The organism is Streptomyces sp. NPDC002265 (assembly GCF_040296125.1).
In the GTDB taxonomy this organism is placed as follows: Bacteria; Actinomycetota; Actinomycetes; order Streptomycetales; family Streptomycetaceae; genus Streptomyces.
Genome location: NZ_JBEOWS010000212.1, coordinates 1 through 16,935, shown reverse-complemented (window position 1 = coordinate 16,935; position 16,935 = coordinate 1). Strand labels below are relative to the sequence as shown.

Annotated in this window: 12 protein-coding genes; 7 read left to right on the top strand and 5 right to left on the bottom strand. The window is 73.2% G+C overall.

Annotated features, from left to right (window positions below):
- Nucleotides 1–428 precede the first annotated feature (428 nt).
- The gene (locus ABT085_RS30115) at nucleotides 429–2,327 is read left to right on the top strand and encodes a ricin-type beta-trefoil lectin domain protein (RefSeq protein WP_351614765.1); all 1,899 of its coding nucleotides are present in this window, start codon (nucleotides 429–431) and stop codon (nucleotides 2,325–2,327) included.
- A gap of 28 nt (nucleotides 2,328–2,355) precedes the next feature.
- Here ABT085_RS30115 and ABT085_RS30110 read toward each other — a convergent pair whose 3' ends face one another.
- Nucleotides 2,356–3,006 carry a DUF4232 domain-containing protein gene (locus ABT085_RS30110; protein ID WP_351614762.1) on the bottom strand — a complete coding sequence of 217 codons (651 nt, stop codon included), beginning with the start codon at nucleotides 3,004–3,006 and terminating at the stop codon, nucleotides 2,356–2,358.
- A gap of 70 nt (nucleotides 3,007–3,076) precedes the next feature.
- Nucleotides 3,077–5,461 (bottom strand): SpoIIE family protein phosphatase, encoded by a 2,385-nt coding sequence (locus ABT085_RS30105; RefSeq protein ID WP_351614759.1) that lies wholly within the window; start codon nucleotides 5,459–5,461, stop codon nucleotides 3,077–3,079.
- 298 nt (nucleotides 5,462–5,759) lie between these two features.
- Here ABT085_RS30105 and ABT085_RS30100 point away from each other — a divergent pair, with 298 nt between their 5' ends.
- The 4 genes from ABT085_RS30100 (at nucleotide 5,760) to ABT085_RS30085 (ending at nucleotide 11,849) form a co-directional block, all read left to right on the top strand.
- Complete coding sequence (locus ABT085_RS30100) at nucleotides 5,760–8,861, top strand: glycoside hydrolase family 2 TIM barrel-domain containing protein (RefSeq protein WP_351614756.1); 3,102 nt, start codon at nucleotides 5,760–5,762, stop codon at nucleotides 8,859–8,861.
- Nucleotides 8,862–9,036: 175 nt separating this feature from the next.
- A complete protein-coding gene (locus ABT085_RS30095; protein ID WP_351614753.1) occupies nucleotides 9,037–9,282 on the top strand; it encodes a hypothetical protein in 246 nt (81 codons plus the stop codon).
- Nucleotides 9,283–9,285: 3 nt separating this feature from the next.
- The gene (locus ABT085_RS30090) at nucleotides 9,286–9,663 is read left to right on the top strand and encodes a toxin Doc (protein ID WP_351614750.1); all 378 of its coding nucleotides are present in this window, start codon (nucleotides 9,286–9,288) and stop codon (nucleotides 9,661–9,663) included.
- A gap of 557 nt (nucleotides 9,664–10,220) precedes the next feature.
- Complete coding sequence (locus ABT085_RS30085; RefSeq protein WP_351614747.1) at nucleotides 10,221–11,849, top strand: ricin-type beta-trefoil lectin domain protein; 1,629 nt, start codon at nucleotides 10,221–10,223, stop codon at nucleotides 11,847–11,849.
- A 27-nt stretch (nucleotides 11,850–11,876) separates the two neighbouring features.
- Here ABT085_RS30085 and ABT085_RS30080 read toward each other — a convergent pair whose 3' ends face one another.
- The gene (locus ABT085_RS30080) at nucleotides 11,877–13,046 is read right to left on the bottom strand and encodes a lactate 2-monooxygenase (protein ID WP_351614744.1); all 1,170 of its coding nucleotides are present in this window, start codon (nucleotides 13,044–13,046) and stop codon (nucleotides 11,877–11,879) included.
- Nucleotides 13,047–13,513: 467 nt separating this feature from the next.
- Here ABT085_RS30080 and ABT085_RS30075 point away from each other — a divergent pair, with 467 nt between their 5' ends.
- Complete coding sequence (locus ABT085_RS30075) at nucleotides 13,514–13,954, top strand: subtilase-type protease inhibitor (protein ID WP_351614741.1); 441 nt, start codon at nucleotides 13,514–13,516, stop codon at nucleotides 13,952–13,954.
- 142 nt (nucleotides 13,955–14,096) lie between these two features.
- On the opposite strand, the gene ABT085_RS30070 is transcribed toward ABT085_RS30075, so the two are convergent.
- Nucleotides 14,097–14,477, bottom strand: coding sequence for an STAS domain-containing protein (locus ABT085_RS30070; protein WP_351614738.1), 381 nt, complete (start codon nucleotides 14,475–14,477; stop codon nucleotides 14,097–14,099).
- A 144-nt stretch (nucleotides 14,478–14,621) separates the two neighbouring features.
- Nucleotides 14,622–16,124 carry an MFS transporter gene (locus ABT085_RS30065; RefSeq protein ID WP_351614736.1) on the bottom strand — a complete coding sequence of 501 codons (1,503 nt, stop codon included), beginning with the start codon at nucleotides 16,122–16,124 and terminating at the stop codon, nucleotides 14,622–14,624.
- A 221-nt stretch (nucleotides 16,125–16,345) separates the two neighbouring features.
- Here ABT085_RS30065 and ABT085_RS30060 point away from each other — a divergent pair, with 221 nt between their 5' ends.
- Nucleotides 16,346–16,876 carry an SRPBCC family protein gene (locus tag ABT085_RS30060; protein ID WP_351614733.1) on the top strand — a complete coding sequence of 177 codons (531 nt, stop codon included), beginning with the start codon at nucleotides 16,346–16,348 and terminating at the stop codon, nucleotides 16,874–16,876.
- Nucleotides 16,877–16,935: the final 59 nt, after the last annotated feature.

Genomic DNA, 16,935 nt, shown 5'->3' with positions numbered 1-16,935 from the left:
GGGTACCGCACGGACGCCTCGCGGTCGGCGGGGCCTTCCGCGAACCCCGCGACATCCCGTAAAGGTGCGTATCGGCCGGTGAATGCTTACCGAAATTCCTCCTCGCACAAGGACGGGAAACCGTCCCGTGATGTCGATTGACGTTTTGTCAATTACCGTTGGAGGAAGCCGAATACGGAAAACTCCGGGATCACTTGTTCCGTCTCCCCGGCCTGTGCAAAGGTGTGCGTTGTCCGCGTGCGGTCAAGGAATTACCTGCCGCGCGCACAAGGCCACTCCCGTCCACCCCCCACGCTTCGAAAGAGCTGCCACCGGCGGACGTCCGAGATGCCGAACGCTGTGCAATCGGGGCTCCCTTCATCCTGTCGACGGAGTCCCGTGACTCTTGGTACGGACTTATGCCGCAGGTCATTGGGAGGAATGCAGCCGTGAATGAGGCAGGCCCGACGAATTCCCCGGAACCCGAGCTCCGATCCGGGGCGACCGACGCTCAGCTGAGCGCGGAGCTGAAGCAGTGGACGGGGGCGTCACCCGCGCTGCATCCCGTCGGCGAGTTGCTGGACCGTCACTGGGAAGCGGCCTTCGCCTATGCCCGGCTGTGCACCGACGGCCCGCGCGCCGCGGGCATGCTGACCACCGCCGCGTTCACCCGGCTGTTCGGCGAGTCCATGCGCCACGAGGGGCCGACCGCGGCCTGGCGGCCCCGGCTGCTCGTCACCGTGCGCCGGATAGCGGCCGAATGGGACACCGACGACCGGCGCGATCTGCTCCACCCCGCACTGCGCTCCGCGGCCGAGGACGGCGACCGGGCGGCCGCCCGGCTGCTGCCACCGGCGAACCGGCGCCTGCTGTCCAGCGCGTTCCAGCGGCTGCCCCAGGCCGCCCGCTGTCTGCTGTGGCACGTCGAGGTCGAGGCCGAGCCGCTGTCCGTGCCCGCCGCGCTGATCGGCCTGGACGAGGAGGGCGCGCGGGTCGCGCTGCGCCGGGGCCGCGACCGGATACGCGAGGAGTGCCTCCAGCTCCACCAGGAGCTCGCGCCCCGGCAGGAGTGCCGTCAGTACCTCCGGCTGCTGGACGTCACCTACCGGCGCGGCGGCGCCGACGTCGACCCCGATCTGCGCCGGCACCTGGACGGCTGTCGGCACTGCCGTGACACGGCCGACCAACTGGCCGTGTTCAACACGGGGTTCGGTCTCGCCCTGGCCGAGGGCGTGCTCGGCTGGGGGGCCGCCGACTATGTGGCGTCCCGGCTGACCGGTCCCGTGGAGGCCGCGGCCGGCGCGGCCCGGGAGCGGCGCCCCGTGCCGGGAGCCGGTACGGCCGGGCCCGGCACGGCCACCGGCGTCGCGGGGGAGTCGTTCACCGCCGCGGAGCACGGGTCCGAGCCCGGCGAGGCCGTCCGGTCCCGGGGCGCGCGCCGCTCCGCCCAGCGGGCCAGGGCCGCCCGCCGCCGCAACCTCGCCGCCGCCGTCCTCACGGTCAGCGGTCTGGTCGTGCTGCCCCTGGTCCTGTGGTCCGCCCTGGGCTCCGAGCACCGGCCGGAGCGAACCGCCGGCGGCACCGAGGCCACCGGCACCGGTACGAACAGCACGGCGACCTCCCACCCCTCGTGGGTCAGCAGTGGGACTGAGCAGCAGGGCACCCTGCGCGGCCGGCTGCACAACCTGGCCTCCGGACTGTGCGTCGCCGTCTCCGGCAAGCCGGTCGAAGGCGCCGAGGCGGTGCTCGCCACCTGCTCGGCCGCGCCGGGCGAGCAGTGGACGTACGAGACCGACGGCCTGCTGCGCAGCGCCGCGATCCGCGGCCTGTGCCTGGACTCCCGCCTCGGCTACTCGGTGCGGCTGGAGCCGTGCGCCGCCGAGTCCGAGCCGGGAGGCAGGAACGTCCGTTACGACTTCACCCTCCAGGGCACCCTGGTGCCCCGCTCGGACCAGAACCTGGCCCTCAGCCCCGCCGCCGCCGACGGATCCGGTGCCCTGGTGCTGAAGAACCGCACCGACACCTCGGTCCAGCGCTGGGTGATCGACACCTCCGAGACCGGGCCGCAGATGCAGGCCGTCAACTGGGACGCCGACACCTCGCCCTCGCCCACGGCCGGCGCGGGCACGGTCCCGAAGAAGACCGTCGCCCCGAAGCCCACCACGGCCCGCCCGACGGCGTCGGCGACCCCGACGCCGGCACCGACCGCCTCGGCCACGGACGAGGACCTGTGCACGTACTACCCGTACGCCTGCGCGGGGGACGGCCCGTACGGCGGGGGCGGCTACGGCGGCGGTTACGGCAACGGCGGGGGCGGCTACGGCCGGAACGGCGGCGGCCGCCGCTGACCGGCCCGGGCGGCCCGTGGAGCGGTCCTCAGGCGCCGCGGCCGGCGCTGAACACGGTCAGGAACACCGACGACGCGTTGCCGGCCACCGGGACCTTCCCGGCCGTCCAGTGCACCTTGAGCGGATCCTGCTCGTCCGGCGGAGTGATGAGCAGCCAGTCCGGGATCGCCGTGCTCGCCTCGCTGATCTCCGGGTTGGAGAACGTCAGCCCGGCCCAGGCGCTCTGTCCCGGGGCCAGCTCGACGGTCGTGGGCGCCTGGCCGGACGTGCGCTTCGGGTCCGGTCCGACCTGCCGGCCCGCGCCGTCCAGGAACGCGGCGCCCGGGAAGCCGTACAGGGTGCAGGTGCGTGAGGAGCTGTTGGTGAGGACGAGCGGGAAGTTCTCCTGCCCGGCCCCCGGGTTGTTGCGACCGACCGAGGCACGCAGCTGCGAGGTGTGACAGCGCGTGCCGGCCGCGGCACCCGGCGTGTGGCCACCGGTCGCGCCGGGGGCCGCCCCCGGCGCCGTACCGGTGGCGGTACGCGTCGCCGTACTCGTCGTGCCCGGCGCGGTGCCGCTGCTGTCGGCGGCGGGCCGGGACGCGGCCGGTGTGCCGTCCGCGGCGGAGCAGGCTGTCGCCGGCCCCAGCAGCGCGAACGCGCACAGCAGCGCGGTGGAGAGGCTCTTCGACTGTGACATGTACATCGGGTGCCCTCTCTCGGCGGTCCGACGCGGTCGCCGGCCGGGGTCCGCCCGTTTCGGCCGGAACTCAGCCCTCCTCGAACAGCGCCAGCTCCGCCCAGATCGTCTTGCCGTCGGTGGTGTGCCGGCTGCCCCAGCGCTGGGTGAGCTGGGCGACCAGCAGCAGGCCCCGGCCGCCCTCGTCCCACGTCTTCGCGCGGCGCAGGTGCGGGGCCGTGTGGCTGGTGTCGGAGACCTCGCAGATCAGTGTGGCCGCATCGTGGATCAGCCGCAGCCCGATCGGACGGGCGCCGTACCGGATGGCGTTGGTGACCAGCTCGCTGACCACCAGCTCCGCGGTGAACGCGGCCTCGCTCAGCCCCCACAGCGCCAGCTGCTCGACGACCTGCTTGCGGATCCGGGCGACGAGCGCGGGATCGGCCGGGATGTCCCAGCTCGCGACCTGGGAGGCGGACAGTCCCTGGGTGCGGGCCAGCAGCAGGGCCACGTCGTCGGAGGCCCCGCCCGGGGGCAGCAGCGTGCCCAGGATCCGGTCGCAGGTCTCGTCCAGGGAGCCCGTGTGCGCCGCCAGCGCCTCGACCAGCAGCCCGTGCCCGGCCTCCATGTCGAGCTCGCGGGACTCGATCAGCCCGTCCGTGTAGAAGGCCAGGACGCTGCCCTCGGGCAGGTACAGCTCGGTCGACTCGAAGGGCAGCCCGCCCAGGCCGAGCGGCGGACCGCTGGGCAGGTCGACCCGCTGCGGCGTCCCGCCCGGCGGCAGGATCACCGGCGGCGGGTGTCCGGCGCGGGCGAGCGTGCAGCGCCGGGAGACCGGGTCGTACACCGCGTAGAGGCAGGTGGCGCCGACCTCGCCGGGGCGGCCTTCGCCGCCGGAGTCCGCGGACAGCCGCAGCACCAGGTCGTCGAGGTGGGTGAGCAGCTCGTCGGGGGCCAGGTCGATGTCCGCCAGGGTGCGTACCGCGGTACGCAGCCGGCCCATGGTGGCCGAGGCCTGGATGCCGTGGCCCACCACGTCGCCGACGACCAGCGCGACCCGCATCCCGGACAGCTGGATCACGTCGAACCAGTCGCCGCCCACCCCGGCCCGGGCCGCCGGAAGGTAGCGGGAGGAGGCCGTCACGGCCGCCGTGCGCGGCAGGGTGCGGGGCAGCAGACTGCGTTGCAGCGCGAGGGCCGTCTCGCGTTCGCGGGAGTACCTGCGGGCGTTGTCGATGCACACCGCGGCCCGCGCGGTCACCTCCTCCGCCAGCATCACGTCGTCGGAGGTGAAGGGGTCCGGCCGCCGGAACCGGGTGAGGACCGCCACGCCGAGCGTGGTGCCACGGGCCTGGATCGGCACGGCCATGGTGGAGTGGACGCCGAGCTCGGTGACCCGTCCGTCGCGGGCGCCGTCCCAGGCCAGCCACTGGTCCAGCGAGCCGCCCGCGACCGTCGCGGCGATCGTGCGGCCCGCCACGAGCGCGTCGGCCTGGGGCGATCCGGCCGGGTAGGCCTGGGTGTCCCCCGGCTTGACCAGGGCTTCGGGACTGCCCGGGTGCAGCGACCGGTGGGCGGCCCGGCGCAGTTCGGCCGGGGCGGTGAACGGCCCCGGCGGCTCGCCGCCCGGATCGTGCGGATCCAGCAGGTCCACGCTGACGAAATCGGCGAGGGCCGGCACACAGACCTCCGTCAGCTCCTGCGCGGTCCGGGTGACGTCGAGGGTGGTGCCGATCCGCATGCTCGCCTCGTTGACGAGTTGCAGCCGTTCGCGGGCGAGGTGGCTCTCGGTGAGGTCGTGGACGGCCAGGCACACGCCCCGCACCCGGCCCTCGGCGTCGGTGACCGGCGCCATCCGGGCCAGCCAGGCGCGCGTCCGGCTCTCCCCGCCGGTGCGCAGGAACGACCTGCTGTCCAGCGGGCGGCCCGAGACGAGGACCTGCAGCAGCTGCGCCTCCAGCTCCACGCTGTGGGGTCTGCCGCCGATCTCGGAGACCCGCAGGCCCCGGAGCCGTTCCTCGGGCAGGCCCAGCACCTCCGCCATGGCCTTGTTGGCGTGGCGCAGCCGCAGCCGCTCGTCGTAGATCGCGACGGCGCACGGGGCCTGGACCAGCGCGTCCAAGGACAGCGCGGTGTCCGCGGCCGGCTGGTCGGCGGCCTCCAGCGGGGTGACGACGAGCCAGTGACCGGGCTCGCCGTTCTGCGGCCCGCGGTGGTGGGCGAGCAGCCACACCGGCAGGGCGCGGCCGTCGCGGTGGCGCAGCGTGACCGTGCCGTACCAGCGGCCCCCGGCCGAGACGGGCGCCGGCTGGCTGTCCCCGTCGGCCAGCAGCCGTGCGGCCGGCCGTCCGACGACCTCGGCCGCCTCCCAGCCGAGCAGCCGCCGGGCTCCCGCGTTCCATGAGCTCACCGTGCCGTCACCGGCGATGACAGCCCGTGCCGTCGCGGCATCGTCGAACGGGTAGTCCGGGGTCATCGTCGCCACTCCATCGCGCACTCACAGTGACAAGTGGGTCACTTGAGCTTCCAGCCTAGTGCGTACGGCTCCCGTGGGGACCGTGACGCCGTACGCGGAATGCTCCGGGATGCCGTACGCGAACTGCTCCGGCCGCGGCGATGTCCGGCCGTTGAAGTGCGGCGCAGGGGACTCCGTGCGAGCTGGAGTCCGCACGGACCCTTGACGCGCGGGGGTGACCCATCATCAGATTCTGTTTGTTCGCGATCAGTTGTGAGTACTTCTGGGCTTTGATGAGCTTTGATGAAGGAGAGTTGTCATGACGGTCACGCGCAGATCGGTCCTGCTCGCCACCGCCGCCGCACCGGCCGCCGCCGGAGCACTGCCGGGTACCGCGCAGGCCTGGGCCGCCGCGGCGGCCCAGGGCCCCTCCGGCCGCCGTACGGTCCCCCTGCGCGACGGCTGGCGCTTCGCGCTGGTCGACCCGGGCGGCCTCACCGACCCGACGGGCGCGTACGCCGACGCCGCCGAGCCCGGCCACGACGACTCGGGGTGGCGCGAGGTGGTCGTGCCCCACGACTGGAGCATCGAGCAGACCCCCACCACCGAGCACGGCACCACCGCGGGCACCGGCTTCCTCCCCGGCGGCCTCGGCTGGTACCGCCTCGCCTTCACCCTGCCCCCGGCCCTGGCCGGACGGCGGATCTCGGTGGAGTTCGACGGCGTCTACATGGACGCGTACGTCTACTGCAACGGCACCGAGGCGGGCCGTCACCCGTACGGCTACACGGGCTTCGCCCTCGACCTCACCGACCTCGTGCACACCGACGGCACCACCGAGAACGTCCTCGCGGTCAAGGTGCAGAACCAGTTGCCCAGCAGCCGCTGGTACTCGGGCAGCGGCATCTACCGCGAGGCCCGCCTGGTCGTCACCGAACCCGTGCACGTGGCCCGCTGGGGCACCCACGTCACCACGCCGGAGGTCGCCGCCGAGCGCGCCGTCGTGCGGGTGCGCACCCAGGTGGTCAACGCCTCCGGCGCCGCCGCCGACGTCGAGGTCGTCTCGCGGATCGTCGCGCCCGGCGGCCGGACGGTCGGCCGTACGTCCACCACGGTCGCCGTTCCCGCCGCGGTCGCCGGGGCGGTCACCGAGACCCATGAACTCACCGTCCCAGAACCGAAGTTGTGGGACTTCGCCACCCCGCGCCGCTACACCCTGGAGACCGAACTGCGGGTCGCGGGCGAGCGGACCGACACCTACCGCACCCCCTTCGGCATCCGCACCTTCCGCTTCGACCCGGACGAGGGCTTCCACCTCAACGGCGTCCACGCCAAGATCAAGGGCGTCGACCTGCACCACGACCTCGGCGCGCTGGGCGCCGCGGTCAGCACCGACGCCGTACGCCGCCAGATGACCCTCATGAAGTCGATGGGCGTCAACGCCTTCCGCACCTCCCACAACCCGCCCTCGCCGCAGATGATCGAGGTCTGCGAGGAACTGGGCATCGTGATGATGGTGGAGGCGTTCGACTGCTGGCGCACCGGCAAGACACGCTACGACTACGGCCGGTTCTTCGACGAGTGGTGCGAGAAGGACGCCACCGAGATGGTCCTCGCGGCCCGCAACTCGCCCGCCGTGGTGCTGTGGTCCATCGGCAACGAGATCCCCGACTCCACCACCACCGCCGGACTCGCCATGGCGGACCGCATCATCGGGGCGGTCCGGGCCGCCGACGGCACCCGCCCGCTCGTCATCGGCTCCGACAAATACCGGCGGCTGCCCGCCAAGGGCTCCGCAGCCGATCTCATGCTGGCCAAGCTGGACGGACTCGGCCTCAACTACAACACCGCGCAGTCCGTGGACGCCCTGCACGCGGCCTACCCGCACCTCTTCCTCTTCGAGTCCGAGTCGTCGTCGGAGACCTCGACGCGAGGCGCGTACCAGGAGCCGGAGCACCTCAACACCGGCGAGAACCACACCCCGGGGCGGCGGGCGACCTCCTCCTACGACAACAACCTCGCCTCCTGGACCATGAGCGGCGAGTACGGGCACAAGAAGGACCGGGACCGGAAGTGGTTCGCGGGCCAGTTCCTGTGGTCGGGCATCGACTACATCGGCGAGCCCACCCCCTACGACGTCTTCCCGGTGAAGGCGTCCTTCTTCGGCGCGGTGGACACGGCCGGCTTCCCGAAGGACATGTACCACCTCTTCCGCAGCCAGTGGACCGACGAGCCGATGGTGCACCTGCTGCCGGCGACCTGGAACCACGAGCCGGGCGAGACCGTCGAGGTGTGGGCGTACGCCAACGTCGACACCGTCGAGCTGTTCCTGAACGGCAAGTCGCTCGGCACCCGGACCTTCGACACCAAGACGACCACCGACGGCCGTACCTATCTGGAGACCACCGAGGCGACCGGCGACGACAAGACCTTCACCGGCGGCCCCCATCCGGGCAGTTACACCAGCCCGAACGGCAGCGCGGGCAAACTCCACCTCAGCTGGCGGGTGGCCTGGGCGCCGGGCGAGCTGAAGGCGGTCGCGCGCCGCGGGCGCAAGACGGTCGCCACCGACGTGCTGCGCACGGCCGGCGCCCCGCACGCCCTGCGGCTCACCCCGGACCGCACCTCCCTCGCCGCGGACGGGCGTTCGCTGGTGTTCGTGACCGCCGAGGTGGTCGACGCCCGGGGCGTGGTGGTGCCGGACGCCGAGGACCTGATCACCTTCGCGGTGGCGGGCGGCTCCCTCGCCGGGCTCGACAACGGCCGCCAGGAGAGCGCCGAGCGCTACCAGGCCACCACTCGCACCGCCTTCCACGGCAAGGCCCTGGCCATCGTGCGCTCCGGCACCGGGGCTGGCGCGCTGAAGGTGACGGCGCGCGCGGACGGTCTGCGCCCGGACACCGCGACCGTGCGTACCACCCGGGCCCGTTCGGCGGCGACCACCCCGGCCGCGCGGTTCGCCCCCGAGCAGCCGCCCGCGCCGAACCACCCCCGGGCCGACGCCGGTTACTCCGGCCGTCCCGACACGCTCCCGGCCGCGATGCTGGACGGCGACCCGGCCACCGGCTGGTCCAACGCCTTCGCGAAGTCGGCGACGGCCCTGCTGCCGGCGTTCAGCGGCGCGCGCCCCGAGGACTGGGTCACCGTCGACTGGGGCCGGACCCGGAGCTTCGACCGGGTCGCGGTGTCCTTCACCGAGGACGCCACGCACACACCGCCCGCCGCGGTCGAGGTCGCGGTCTGGCACGGCGGCCGGTACGTGCCGGTGACCGGGGTGTCCGTCGACCGGGCCACCGCCTCGGACGCCCCGACGCTGATCACCTTCGACGCGGTGACCGGCTCCCGGCTGCGGCTCACCCTGACCAGCGCGCATCCGGGGGAGACCCGAGGGGCGGTGCGGATCAGCAGACTTGACGCCTAGGGCCGGTCCGGACGGGGCGGGAGCCCGTCCGGATCTCCCGGGTGCTGCCGGTCACCCCGGCCCGGGGGCCGCGCGGGACCGCTCCAAGGTCCCACGTGACCCTCGGGTACCGCAGGCATATGCCTTTGACCTGCGGATATTTACGGGAAAGTGGCCGCGCGGTACCGTGAGATGCATGCCAGCTCTCAACGTGGAGTTCAGCGACCGCGAGCTAGAGGACCTGCGGCAGATCGCCAAGGAACGCGGTACGTCGATGAAGGCGCTCGTGCGCGAGGCCGCCGCGGCCGACATAGCCCGGCACCGGGCGCTCCAGGAGGGAGCGGAGGCGTTCCGCCGGTTCTTCGCCACCCACGCCGAGGAGTTCGCGGCCGCCTTCCCGGACGACGAACCGCCCGCCAAGGGTGAGGGGCGGGCCGCCTGACCGATGGCACCCGTCATCCACATCGACGTGCCGTGGCTGCTTCAGCGCCATGAGGAAGTACTGCCCGACCAGCCCACCGTCAACGACTTCTCCGCGCTGGTGGCCGCCGTCGCCCGGCACCGGGTGGACCCGCCCCGGCTCGGGGTCGACTCGGATCCCGCCTGGCGTGCCGCCGCGCTGCTGCACACCCTCGCCCTGCTGAAACCCCTGCCGACGGCAAACGCGCGTTTCGCCTGTGCGACCGCCGTCGCCTACATGTTCGTCAGCGGTGTCGGCATCGATCCGCCCTACGGCGCCCTCGTCGATCTCGCCCGCGACCTGATGAGCGGCAAGACGGACGTGTACGGCGCGGCCGACCGGCTGCGCTCCTGGCAGCTCTGAATCCCCGAGGCCCCGCCAGGGCCTGCCTGACAGTTCCCGTCCGTCCCTCCCGGCGGGCGGCGGGAAATGTCAGACAGGCCCCAGGGGGTCCCGGGGCCGCCGGCCTAGGGCGGACGGAACAAGGCCGGCGGCCGTTTCGCGCGGAAGAGCCGCCGTCCCGCGCGGGGCCTTTCTAGGAGAGGCCGGGGTCCAGTCCACCGCACCGGTCCGGGCGCCGGGAGAGTGCGCGGAGCCCCGGAGTGTGCGCGCGTTTCACACGGGGCGCAGAATTCCCGAATGCGTACACATGGGGCGTGAGTTGGCGCGCTATCTGACTATTTGTCAAAGAGGCGGTTGTTGTTCGTGCGGCTTGTTGCGCACGAGTGAGTTGTGTAAGGCTGAAGGACCCGTGCGGGGGGTCATGGCCGGTCTCGATCGTCCTTCGGTGCAGCGGGGCCGGTGCGCGCCCGGCGAATTCGCTCTCCCGCACCCACCCGAAAGGTACGCGGCGACCCCGCGACGCCTGGGGTGACCGCAAGTTCTGTGTGCTCACGCGCGCATGGGAAGGAATCCGCTCAGTGTCCACCCCCCACCCCCCTCGTCCGCCCTTCTCCCCGTCCGGCGGGGACCCCGGAGAATCCGACGAGGCTCTCGCGCTCCGGATGAGGGGCGGCCCGGACGCCGAGGTCGCCCAGTCGACCGCGCTGCTCATCGCCCGGCACTGGCAGCCGGTGCACGCCTACGCGGCCATCTGCCTGGCGTCCTCGGCACAGGTCGCCGCGATGGTCACCGGCGCCGCGTTCCACCAGGTCTTCGACCGCCTCAACCTCGGCGAGCCCGCCGCCGCGCTGCGCCCCCGGCTGCTGGTGACCGTGCGTGACACCGTGCGCCACTGGGCCGCCGCGGAGGACGTGGCCGCCGTGCTGCCGGCCTTGCAGAAGCCCGCCGGAGGGCGCGGTATGCGCACCGCGCAGTCCATGACCCCGGAGAACCGCGAGCTGACCCAGCGGTCGTTCCAGTCCCTGCCGCCCTTCGCCCAGTGCCTGCTGTGGCACGCCGAGGTCGAGGCGGAGCCGGTGTCGGTCCCCGCGGGCCTGCTGGGCATGGACGTCGACACCGCGACGGACGCGCTGGACCAGGCCCGGGAGAAGCTCCGAGAGGGCGTCGTACGGGCCCACCGGGACCTGTCGCCGACCGCCGAGTGCCGCCACTACAACCGTCTCCTCGACGTTCCGATGCGCCGCGGGAACGGGCTGCTGCCGGACGTCCAGCGGCACCTGGTGGACTGCCGCTACTGCCGTTCCGCCGCCGAACAGCTCGGGCACTTCGAGGGCCGTCTCGGTGTCCTGCTCGCCGAGGCGGTGCTCGGCTGGGGCGCCCGGCGCTATGCCGACTCCCGTCCCGGCCGCTCGGCCCAGGAAGGTGCCCGCGGGCGCGGCTCGGCGGGGCGCGGCCGCCGTGGATCGCGCCGCGCGGCGTCCCGCAGCCTCCTCGCCCGTATACCGCTGCCGACCCGCCGGGCCCCGGACGGGACGCGCTCGCCGAACGCGATGCGCACCGGCGTCGGCCTCGCCTCGGCCGGAGTGCTGACGACCCTGCTCGTCGTCGGGCTCTGGCCGGGCGACGACGGCGGCGCCGACGCGGCCGCCTCCGCCGGCGCGACCGGCGGCCAGGCCACGGCCCCCGCCACCGACTCCCATGCCGCGTCCGGCGGCGGCCGGCTGCCGACCGGCACCCGGCAGACCCGGCTGCGCAACGCCGACGCCGACCTGTGCCTCGACATCGCCGGTGTGCCGAAGGCGGGCACGGCGGCCGAACTCGCGGTCTGCTCCTCGGCCTGGACCCAGCAGTGGACGTACGAGGACGACGGCCTGCTGCGCAGCATGGCCGACCCGGCGCTGTGCCTGGACGCGCATGCGGACGCCGGTGTCGTCATCCTCGGCACCTGCGCCGACCAGAGCGAGGCGCGGGGCGACGACGTGCGCTACGACCTCACCGTGCAGGGCGAGTTGCTGCCCCGCTGGGACGAGACCCTGGCCCTCGCCCCCGCGGGCGGGAACCCGGGAGCGGGCCTCGTCGTCAAGGTCCGCGACCACTCCGTCGGCCAGCGCTGGCTGACCGACGTGGCGTCGGCCGTCCCCGGATCGTCGGCCGTCACCGGCACCGCGACCGCCCGGCCGGTCGAGCTGTCGGACCGGACGGCCTGACCGGCCGCGCCCTGCCGCCCGGCGCGCTCACGCGGGGTCCTCGACGAGGTCCGCGGCGCCGACGTCGGTGGGGCGCGCGTGTCCGGACAGGGCCAGGGTGAGGTCCAGTTCGGCCAGCAGGCAGCGGATCACGTGCTCGACGCCGGAACGGCCGTCGAGGCCGAGGCCGTAGGCGTACGGGCGGCCGAGCAGCACCGCCCGCGCCCCGAGCGCGAGCGCCTTGAAGACGTCGTCGCCGGTGCGGATGCCGCTGTCGAACAGGATCGTGAGCCGGTCGCCGACCGCCGCGGCCACCCGCGGCAGCGCGTCGGCCGCGGCCACCGATCCGGCCACCTGGCGGCCTCCGTGGTTGGACACCACCACGCCGTCCATGCCGGCGTCGGCGGCGAGCCGGGCGTCGTCCGGGTGCAGGATGCCCTTCAGCACGATCGGGCCGTCCCAGTTCTCGCGCAGGAACGCCAGGTCCGGCCAGGTCTTGGCGGGGTCCGCGAACATCCCGACGAAGTGCATCACCGCCGCGTTCGGGTCCTCGTGCACCGGCTTGGCCAGCCCCGCCCGGAAGGCCGGGTCGGAGAAGTAGTTGGCGGTGCCCACGCCGTGCAGGAACGGCAGATAGGCCTGGTCCAGGTCGCGCGGCCGCCAGGCCAGCAGCGGGGTGTCCAGGGTGACCAGCAGCGCGGTGTACCCGCTGGCCCTGGCCCGGTTCAGGAAGCTCCGGGTGACCTCGCGGTCCTTGGCCCAGTACAGCTGGAACCAGCGCTCGGCGTCGCCCATCGCCTGCGCGACCTGTTCCATCGGAGTGCTGGACGCCGAGGACAGGATGTAGGGCACGCCCTGCGCGGCGGCGGCCTGCGCGGCGGCCGTCTCGGCGTCCGGGTGCATGATCGACAGCACGCCGATCGGGGCCAGCGCCAGCGGGGCGGGCAGCGGGCGGCCCAGCACCTCCACCGACAGATCGCGCTCGTGCACGTCCCGCAGCATCCGCGGCACGATCCGGCGGCGCTCCAGGGCGGCCCGGTTGGCGCGCGCCGTACTGCCGTCGCCGGCGCTGCCCGCCACGTAGCCGACCGGGCCGGGGCCGAGCCGCTGCTCGGTCAGCTCCTCCAGCCGGGTCAGATCGGTGGGCAGCCTGGGGACGGCACCCGTCATCCCGTTGAGGTAGATCTCGTACTGGAAGTCCGCCCAGTGCTTGGCCATTCCTGTCGCCTCTCGTCGTCGAGCGTGCGCTGCACGCCGACCATACCCGCGGGTATGTGACGATCCGCAGGCCAGGGGCCGGACGCCGGTGCTCAGGGGCCGCCGGCCGTCTCGTGCGGTCCGGGGCGGCCGTCCGGGGCCCGGCGGAGCGGTCGGCGCGGTTCGAAGATGAACACAAGGCGGCGCGAAAAAGTCCGTCGCGAGCGGAAGTGGAATGTTTCCGGACTATTAACGAGCACGTGGAAACGGGCCATCTGGCCGGTTCTTGAGAGCGGAATCCCCGTGGTTGAGCGGATGCGCTGTTCGAATTCCGTGACTTCACGCCACTGATTCAATACGCAATGTTACCGAAACCTATGGGTTCGATGTGTGTTTCGACGCCGGACTCGGCAGACTCGCGCTCGCCGCCGTGGCACCCACCGGTCCGCGGCCGGCGCCACCTCGAATCCAGCGGAAGGATGCACACAATGCGGAACACCGCGCGCCTGGCAGCCGCCCTCGGCCTCACCGCCGTCGCCGTCTGCGGACCCCTCACCGGGGCCTCGGTCGCTGCCCAGGGCGTCAGCCCGACGTCGCTCTACGCCCCCTCGGCCCTGGTGCTCACCGTGGGCCAGGGGGAGAGCGCGGCCGTCGCGACCCCGGCGCGGGCGGTCACCCTGAACTGCGCCCCGACGGCCTCCGGCACCCATCCGGCCGCGCTCCAGGCCTGTGCCGAACTACGCGCCGTCGGCGGCGACTTCGATGCCCTCACGACCACGATGCGGGGCGACGTGATGTGTACCAGGGAGTACGCCCCCGTCGTCGTCACGATCGACGGCGTCTGGCAGGGCAAGCGCGTCTCCTACGAGCGCACCTTCGCCAACGCGTGCGTGAAGAGCGCCTACGGGACCAGCGTGTTCGAGTTCTGACCCCATGAACCGGGATCGTACGGCCTCCGTGAGCACGAGGAGAGGCCCGCAGGTGGGGAGTGCGAGCCCCAGTCGCGGGGCCCGTGCGATCTCGCACCAGGGGCCGGCCGGGCGGAGTGGGGCCTCCGGCCGGCCCCTGGCATCACGTGGAGTCCCGCCACTGTCCGGGGAGTGCGGGCAGCGGCGGGAAGCGGCCCAGCAGGCCCGCCGCCCGCAGCAGCCGGTGCACCCGCGGATCGTCGGAGACGATCCGCAGGCGGCCGCCGTGCTCGACGGCCCGCGACTCGGCCCGGCACAGCACGCGCAGTGCCGAGCAGTCGAGGAACGCGACCGGCCGCAGGTCGACCAGCACGTCCGGGAGCGGCGGCGAGACCGCCGCGGTCAGGTGCTCGGCGACCAGGCCGGCGGTGGCGATGTCCACCTCGCCCGTCACCTCGACGACCGTGAACGGGCCGCTCGTCCGGGTGCGGGCGCAGGCGTTGGGGGCGGGGGGAGGGTCGCGGTCGGGGGGTTGCGGAGTCATGGTCGCTCCACCGCGGCAGGGGGTTTCGGGGCTGCCTAGCTACCCCGGTGGAGCTGCGCTCACCCCTGCCCGGCGTCTCCTGCGATCTTGTTCATCCGAAGCGGTGAACTTCCCGCGGAACCGATTGACTTGCCGTCGGCCGACTCACATGTGGACGACCTGCGGGGCGTCCGCGTCCTGCTGCGGCACTCCGCGCCGGTAGAGCAGGAACGCGATCACCGTTCCGGCGCCGAAGAGGCCGGCCGACCACCAGAAGGCGGTGGTGTAGCTCTCGATCGACGCCTGCGCCTGGACCAGCTTGCTGGTCGCGTCCCGGCCGGCCAGGTAGTCGGACGCGGCGGTCGCGGCCAGCGTGTTCAGCAGCGCCGTACCGATCGAACCGCCCACCTGCTGCATGGCGTTGACGGTCGCGGAGGCGACACCGGCGTCCTCGGCCGCCACCCCGCCGGTGGCCATCTGCATCGCCGGCGGCATCACCAGGCCGAGGCCGAGGCCGGTTACCACCAGCTGGGGCAGGACGGCGCTCGAGTACGAGGAGCCGACCTCGAGCCCGGACAGCCAGGCCATGCCGGCCGTGGCGATGGCGAAGCCGAGCGGGATGACGGTCTTCGGGCCGATGCGGGGCATCAGGACCGTGGTGCCGACCTGCGCCGCGACCATCAGCGCGACGACCATCGGCAGGAACGCCACACCGGTCTTGGTCGGGCTGAAGCCGAGGTTGAGCTGGAGGTAGTAGGTGAGGAAGAGGAACACGCCGAACATGCCCGCACCGGTGATCAGCACGGCGAGGAACGAGCCGCCGCGGTTGCGGTCGAGCAGGATGCGCAGCGGCAGCAGGGGGTGCGCGGCGCGGGTCTGCCACCAGGCGAAGGCCGCCAGCAGGATGACGCCGACGATCAGGAAGCCCCAGGTGAGTGGGGAGCTCCAGTCGTGGGTCTCGGCGTTGGAGAAGCCGTAGACCACGGAGAAGAGGCCGGCCGCGACGAGGATCGTGCCGGGCACGTCCAGCTTGGCGTTCGCGGCGTCGCGGTGGCTGCTCAGCAGGACCCAGCCGCCCGCGAAGGCGACGACCGCGATGGCCACGTTGACGTACAGCGTCCAGCGCCAGTCGAACGCGTCGGTGAGCAGTCCGCCGAGCAGCAGGCCCACCGCGCCGCCGGCGCCGGCGATGGCGCCGTACACGCTGAACGCCCGGGCCCGTTCGCGCGCGTCGGTGAACGTCGTGTTCAGCAGGGAGAGCGCGGCGGGCGCCAGCAGGGCGCCGAAGGCTCCCTGGAGGGCGCGGGCGACGACCAGCATGCCGAACCCGGTCGCGGCACCGCCGAGCGCGGAGGCGACGGCGAAGCCGACGACGCCGATGAGGAAGGCGGTCTTGCGCCCGAAGAGGTCGGCGATCCGGCCGCCGAGCAGCAGCAGGGAGGCGAACGCGAGCGCGTACGCGGTGACGACCCACTGCCGGTTGCCGTCGGAGAAGCCGAGGTCGGCCTGGGCCGAGGGCAGGGCGATGTTCACGATGGTCGCGTCCAGCACCACCATGAGCTGGGCGATGGCGATGATCGCGAGAATCCACCACCGCTTCGGGGAGGCCCCGGGCGGTGCCTGCGCGGCACCCTTACGGGTGTCTTCGGTCACGGTCTTCTGGGACATCGGGGACCACTCCAGGGACGGTCGTCCGCCCTTCGCGGTGTTCCGGGCATGGCGCGGCCCGGGACTTTGCCAAGGATTGAACGAAACGGTTTCGTACACATGGAGGTTAGAACAGTTCCAACGAAACGGCAACGTTTCGCTGAAGGAGGGAACCCGTCGTCCGTACGGACCCCCCACAGACCGTCGGCGATCAGTCACAGCGAAGGAAGGACCGAACCACCATGCCCGTAGACCTCACCGGCACCTGCCTCACCCTGGAGGACGGCCGCACCGCCGTCCGCTTCGAGCGCACCTACGACCACCCGGTCGAGAGGGTGTGGCGGTTCGTCACCGACGCGGACGAACTCGTCCACTGGTTCCCCTCCCGCGCGGAGATCGAGCTGCGCCCCGGCGGCACCGTCGCCTTCAGCGGCGACCCGCACATGCCGCCCTCGACCGGGCGGGTCGTGCACGTCGACCCGCCGCGGGCGCTCTGCTTCGACTGGGGCGGCGACGAGCTGTGCTTCGACCTGGCCGAGGCGCGCGACGGACGCACTCGGCTCGTCTTCACGGACGTGCTGGGCCAGGCGGACGCCGCCGCCCGCAACGGCGCCGGCTGGGAGGTGTGCCTCGCCGCGCTCGACGCCCTCGCGCGCGGCGAGCGCCCCGCCGGGCCGCACTCCGGGACCGGTGTGCACTGGAAGGAGTACTACGACGCCTACGTCGCGGCGGGCGTGCCCTCCGGAGCCCCGATCCCGGACCTGGACACGTGAGCCGTGCGGCGGGCCCCGCCGGGTGAGCCGTGCGGTGGACTCGGCCGCGTCAGCCGTAC

What these genes read in the sequence shown, in the direction of transcription:
- ABT085_RS30095 (WP_351614753.1), top strand. Translation starts at nt 9,037, where the DNA reads ATGCCAGCTCTCAACGTGGAGTTCAGCGACCGCGAGCTAGAGGACCTG.
- ABT085_RS30075 (WP_351614741.1), top strand. Translation starts at nt 13,514, where the DNA reads ATGCGGAACACCGCGCGCCTGGCAGCCGCCCTCGGCCTCACCGCCGTC.
- ABT085_RS30070 (WP_351614738.1), bottom strand. Translation starts at nt 14,477, where the DNA reads ATGACTCCGCAACCCCCCGACCGCGACCCTCCCCCCGCCCCCAACGCC.
- ABT085_RS30110 (WP_351614762.1), bottom strand. Translation starts at nt 3,006, where the DNA reads ATGTCACAGTCGAAGAGCCTCTCCACCGCGCTGCTGTGCGCGTTCGCG.
- ABT085_RS30080 (WP_351614744.1), bottom strand. Translation starts at nt 13,046, where the DNA reads ATGGCCAAGCACTGGGCGGACTTCCAGTACGAGATCTACCTCAACGGG.
- ABT085_RS30100 (WP_351614756.1), top strand. Translation starts at nt 5,760, where the DNA reads ATGACGGTCACGCGCAGATCGGTCCTGCTCGCCACCGCCGCCGCACCG.
- ABT085_RS30060 (WP_351614733.1), top strand. Translation starts at nt 16,346, where the DNA reads ATGCCCGTAGACCTCACCGGCACCTGCCTCACCCTGGAGGACGGCCGC.
- ABT085_RS30090 (WP_351614750.1), top strand. Translation starts at nt 9,286, where the DNA reads ATGGCACCCGTCATCCACATCGACGTGCCGTGGCTGCTTCAGCGCCAT.
- ABT085_RS30065 (WP_351614736.1), bottom strand. Translation starts at nt 16,124, where the DNA reads ATGTCCCAGAAGACCGTGACCGAAGACACCCGTAAGGGTGCCGCGCAG.
- ABT085_RS30105 (WP_351614759.1), bottom strand. Translation starts at nt 5,461, where the DNA reads ATGACCCCGGACTACCCGTTCGACGATGCCGCGACGGCACGGGCTGTC.